This is a genomic window from Streptomyces sp. NPDC007095 (assembly GCF_040634475.1).
In the GTDB taxonomy this organism is placed as follows: Bacteria; Actinomycetota; Actinomycetes; order Streptomycetales; family Streptomycetaceae; genus Streptomyces.
On record NZ_JBEYFS010000424.1, the window covers coordinates 1 to 4,832 of the forward strand.

The following is a 4,832-nucleotide window of genomic DNA, read 5'->3' on the forward strand; positions in this document are numbered from 1 at the left end:
CCGCGCGCCGCATGGGCCCGGCGAGTCCTGGACGCGCCGGTGATGTGCGTCCGGGCGCCGGACGGCCCCTGGGACGTACCCGAGGATCTGACCTTCCGGGCGTGGACCAGGTCCCAGACACCGCCCGACCGGGCGGACCTCGACTACCACCTGACGACGCTGTTCCCGCCGGTCCGCCCGCGCGGCCATCTGGAACTGCGCATGATCGACGCGCAGCCCGGCGACGACGGGTGGATCGTGCCGCTGGCGGTGACGGCGGCGCTGTTCGACGACCCGGAGGCCGCGGAGGTCGCCTACCGGACCGTCAAACCCCTCGCGGAGCGAGCCGAGGCACGGCCCGCTCCGTGCAACCCGCTGTGGAACGACGCCGCGCGGCACGGCCTGACCGACCCCGAGTTGCGTGAGGCCGCCGTCACCTGTTTCGCCGCTGCCGCCGAGGCGTTGCCGCGCCTGGGCGCCACCGCCGAGGTGCGGGAGGCCGTCGCGGAGTTCACGGACCGCTATGTGGCCCGGGGCCGCTGCCCCGCGGACGATCTGCTGAGCCGCTTCCACAGCCAGTTCCATGGTCAGCTCGACGGGAAGGACATCCGCACATGACCGCCCCCGCGTCACCCACGGACCCGGAGTCGCTCCGGGAGCGCGCGCTCGACGCGCTGACCACGGCCCGCGACCGCACCGCGCTCCTGACCTCCTGCGTGGAGGAGCCCGAACTGACCGCGCAGCACTCGCCGTTGATGTCACCGCTGGTCTGGGACCTCGCGCACATAGGCAACCAGGAGGAGCTGTGGCTGCTGCGCGCGGTCGCCGGGCGGGACGCGATGCGGCCCGAGATAGACGGGCTGTACGACGCGTTCGAGCATCCGCGCGCCGAGCGGCCCTCGCTGCCGCTGCTGCCGCCCGCCGAGGCCCGTCAGTACGCCGCCGAGGTACGCGGACGGGCGCTGGACGTCCTGGAGAGCACCGCGTTCCGGGGCACGCCGCTGACCGAGGCGGGCTTCGCTTTCGGGATGATCGCTCAGCATGAACAACAGCACGACGAGACGATGCTGATCACCCATCAGCTCCGCAGGGGGCCCGCCGCCCTCACGGCGCCGGACCCCGCTCCCGCGCCGCCGTTCACGGGACCCGCCGAAGTCCAGGTCCCCGGCGGCCCGTTCACGATGGGCACGTCCACCGAACCGTGGGCCCTGGACAACGAGCGCCCCGCCCACCGACGCGAGGTCGCGCCCTTCTTCATCGACACCACTCCGGTAACGAACGCCGCCTACCAGGCCTTCATCGAGGACGGCGGCTACGACACCGAACGCTGGTGGAGCCCGGAGGGCTGGTCCCACATCCGCTCGCACGGCATCGATGCGCCGCTGTTCTGGCGCCGCGAGGGCGGACAGTGGCTGCGGCGTCACTTCGGCGTCACCGAGGTCGTACCGCCCGGCGAACCCGTGCTGCACGTCAGCTGGTACGAGGCCGACGCGTACGCCCGCTGGGCGGGGCGCCGGCTGCCCACCGAGGCCGAGTGGGAGAAGGCGGCCCGCCACGACCCGGCGGCCGACCGCTCCACGCGCTACCCGTGGGGCGACACCGACCCCACCCCCGAGCACGCCAACCTCGGCCAGCGCCATCTGCGCCCGGCCCCGGCGGGCAGCTACCCGGCGGGGGCGTCACCGCTCGGCGTAAGGCAGTTGATCGGCGACGTGTGGGAGTGGACGTCGAGCGACCTGTCCCCGTATCCCGGGTTCGCGGCGTTCCCGTACAAGGAGTACTCGGAGGTGTTCTTCGGTCCGGAGTACAAGGTGCTGCGCGGCGGTTCGTTCGCCGTGGACCCGGTGGCCTGCCGGGGGACGTTCCGCAACTGGGACTACCCGATCCGGCGGCAGATCTTCTCCGGGTTCCGCACGGCCCGCGACGGGAACACCTGATGTGCCGTCACCTGGCCTACCTGGGACCGCCGGAGCCGCTCGGCCGACTCCTCGTGGAACCGCCGCACAGTCTGTTCCGGCAGTCGTGGGCACCGCGCCGACAGCGGCACGGGACGGTCAACGCCGATGGTTTCGGGGTGGGTTGGTACGCCGAAGGGGATCCGGTGCCCGCTCGGTACCGGCGCCCCGGGCCGATCTGGGGCGACCAGTCGTTCGCGGATCTGGCCCGGGTCGTCAGGAGCACGGCGCTGCTCGGCGCCGTACGGGACGCCACCGTGGCGGGAGCGGACGGGGAGGCCGCGGCGGCGCCGTTCGCCGCGGACCGCTGGCTGTTCAGCCACAACGGCGCCGTACGGGGCTGGCCGGGCTCCCTGGCTCCGCTGGTGACAAGCCTGCCCCCGGCCGAACTGCTGTCCCTGGAGGCCCGCTGCGACTCGGCGCTCGTCTGGGCGCTGCTCCTGCGCCGGCTGCGCTCCGGTGACAACGAGGGCCAGGCGCTGGCCGACACCGTCCTGGAGGTCGCCGAGGCCGCCCCCGGGTCCCGGCTCAACCTGCTGCTCACAAGCGGCGACACGATCACCGCGACGGCCTGGGGCGACACCCTCTGGTACCTCGCCGAGCCCGGCCGCCGCACCGTCGTGGCGTCCGAGCCGTACGACGACGACCCGTACTGGCAGGAGGTGCCGGACCGCACACTGCTCGCGGCGAGCCGCACCGACGTCCTGCTCACCCCGCTCAAGGAACCGAACGCGCAGGAAGGCGCGCACGACCCCTTGGCATCCGCACGCACCAAGGAGCCCAGCACGTGAGCCCGTTCCTTCTCACCCGCACCCTGCCCGAGGACGCCACGGACGCCGCGCTGCGCGCCGACGTCCTGCACGGCCTCACCCACAACCCCAAGACGCTGCCGCCTAAGTGGTTCTACGACGCCCACGGCAGCGAGCTGTTCGACCGGATCACCGAACTGCCCGAGTACTACCCGACCCGGGCGGAGCGCGAGATCCTGATCGCCCGGGCCCCCGAGATCGCCGCGACGACCGGTGCGCGCACCCTCGTCGAGCTGGGGTCCGGTTCGTCCGAGAAGACCCGCCATCTGCTCGACGCGCTGCCGGGGCTGCACACGTACGTTCCGGTCGACGTCAGCGAGAGTGCCCTCACCCAGGCCGGGCAGGCGCTGATCGCCGAGAATCCGGAGCTCGGCGTGCACGCGCTGATCGCCGACTTCACGGGCGGCCTCGCGCTGCCCGGGACGCCGGGGCCGCGGCTGGTGGCGTTCCTCGGCGGCACCATCGGCAATCTGCTGCCCGCCGAACGGGCGACGTTCCTGGCGTCCGTACGAGCGCTGCTCTCCCCCGGCGACACGCTGCTGCTCGGTACGGACCTCGTCAAGGACGAGTCGGTGCTGGTCGCCGCGTACGACGACGCGGCGGGGGTGACGGCGGAGTTCAACAAAAACGTGCTGCACGTCGTCAACCGCGAGCTCGGCGCCGATTTCGATCCCGACTCGTTCGCCCATGTCGCCCTCTGGGACGACCAGCACGAGTGGATCGAAATGCGGCTGCGGTCGCTGACCGAACAGACGGTGAAGATCCCCGCGCTCGACCTCGCGGTCGAATTCGCCGACGGGGAGGAACTGCGCACCGAGATCTCGGCGAAGTTCCGCGAGGAGGGGGTACGTCGCGAACTCGGCGCCGCCGGGCTCGACCTGGCCCATTGGTGGACGGACCACGAGGGCCGTTTCGCCCTGTCGCTGAGCGTGGCCCGCTGACACCCGCCCGGGTGGCCGCCCTCGACGGTGGGCCACCCGGGTGAGGGCCTGTCGTTCGGATCGGGTCGTTTCGGGAGACGGCGCTCGATCAGTGCCGGGGAGCGGGGTGCGCGTGCCGGCCCCCGCGACCCGGGACTGATCCGAACGACAGGCCCCAGGTCACCCACGGCGCCCCGACATCTCGCGTACCGACGCGCCGTGAGGCACCGTTGAGTGACGCGTGGCACACCCGCCACGGCGGAGAGGAGCACCCGCATGTCCGACCACACGTATCGGGTCACCGAGATCGTCGGCACCTCCCACGAGGGCGTCGACCAGGCCATTCGCAACGGGATCACCCGGGCCTCGCAGACCCTGCGCAACCTGGACTGGTTCGAGATCACCCAGGTCAGGGGGCAGATCGTGGACGGGGAGGTCGAGCACTACCAGGTCGGCCTGAAGGTCGGCTTCCGCCTGGAGGACGGCGCCTGAGCCCCGGGGCCTTCTGAAGCCCGGGAGGCCCATGGCCGCCTCACCCCGGGCCCCTCGAAAGCGGGGCCCCAGGCAGGGCGGCCCATTGGGGAAGCGGTCTCTCGGGAGGACCGGTCTGCGTCACCGGACGGGCCGAACCCGGCCGGGATGCGGTGCTCCACAACGACGGCGCCGCCGCACGCCGAAGCCCCGGCCGGAGTGGTCGGCCAAGCCGTGCGCGGCCCCGGACCGGGAGCCTTCGGCTTCGCCGAGCCGCGTCAACCGCTCCGTCTCCTCTCCGGGGAGGAGGACCCGGCCCGCCCCGCCCACCGTGGGGCAACAACTTCTGAGCGCGCTCTCAACTCCCCCGGCGCACGCCTAGGTCCTGTCGTCACATTCCCGTCGTCCGCCCGGAGGGCGGGTCCTGCGGCGTCAGATGCGTGCTCCGCGTGCTCTCGGCGTGCCGGGCACAGGCCCTCGTACTGGATGTACTCGGGTCTGTGCGCGGTGCGGCGAAGGGGGTCCCTCCCTGTTCGAGCGAAGCCGAGAACTTGGGGGCGCGTGCATGGCGTCGCGGGGCAGAAGGGAATGTGACGACAGGGCCTAGTGCCGCAACAGGCAACGTTCGCCCCGTCGCGACGCCCGGCACGCACTCTCGCCGCACGGGCCGAAAGCCCAAGTACGTCCAGTACGAGGAC

At 72.4% G+C, this 4,832-nt stretch carries 5 protein-coding genes; all 5 read left to right on the plus strand.

Features of this window, described 5'->3' with window-relative positions:
* A partial coding sequence (locus tag ABZ656_RS56510) for a glutamate-cysteine ligase family protein (RefSeq protein ID WP_360280323.1) occupies window positions 1-597 on the plus strand: 597 nt, incomplete at its 5' end.
* Window positions 594-1,916: an ergothioneine biosynthesis protein EgtB gene (gene egtB, locus ABZ656_RS56515; protein WP_101402379.1), complete on the plus strand. Its 1,323-nt coding sequence runs from the start codon at window positions 594-596 to the stop codon at window positions 1,914-1,916. The genes ABZ656_RS56510 and egtB, both read left to right, overlap by 4 nt.
* A complete protein-coding gene (egtC, locus tag ABZ656_RS56520) occupies window positions 1,916-2,725 on the plus strand; it encodes an ergothioneine biosynthesis protein EgtC (RefSeq protein WP_360280326.1) in 810 nt (269 codons plus the stop codon). The genes egtB and egtC overlap by 1 nt, the downstream gene beginning before the upstream one ends.
* Entirely contained in the window at window positions 2,722-3,684 is a 963-nt protein-coding gene (gene egtD / locus ABZ656_RS56525; protein ID WP_101402377.1) for an L-histidine N(alpha)-methyltransferase, read from the plus strand. Before egtC ends, egtD begins: the two co-directional genes overlap by 4 nt.
* Window positions 3,685-3,939: 255 nt before the next feature.
* Window positions 3,940-4,155 (plus strand): dodecin, encoded by a 216-nt coding sequence (locus tag ABZ656_RS56530; protein WP_101402376.1) that lies wholly within the window; start codon window positions 3,940-3,942, stop codon window positions 4,153-4,155.
* Window positions 4,156-4,832: the final 677 nt, after the last annotated feature.

Coding starts and splice junctions, on each gene's coding strand:
- egtC (WP_360280326.1), top strand. CDS start 1,916: ATGTGCCGTCACCTGGCCTACCTGGGACCGCCGGAGCCGCTCGGCCGA.
- egtB (WP_101402379.1), top strand. CDS start 594: ATGACCGCCCCCGCGTCACCCACGGACCCGGAGTCGCTCCGGGAGCGC.
- ABZ656_RS56530 (WP_101402376.1), top strand. CDS start 3,940: ATGTCCGACCACACGTATCGGGTCACCGAGATCGTCGGCACCTCCCAC.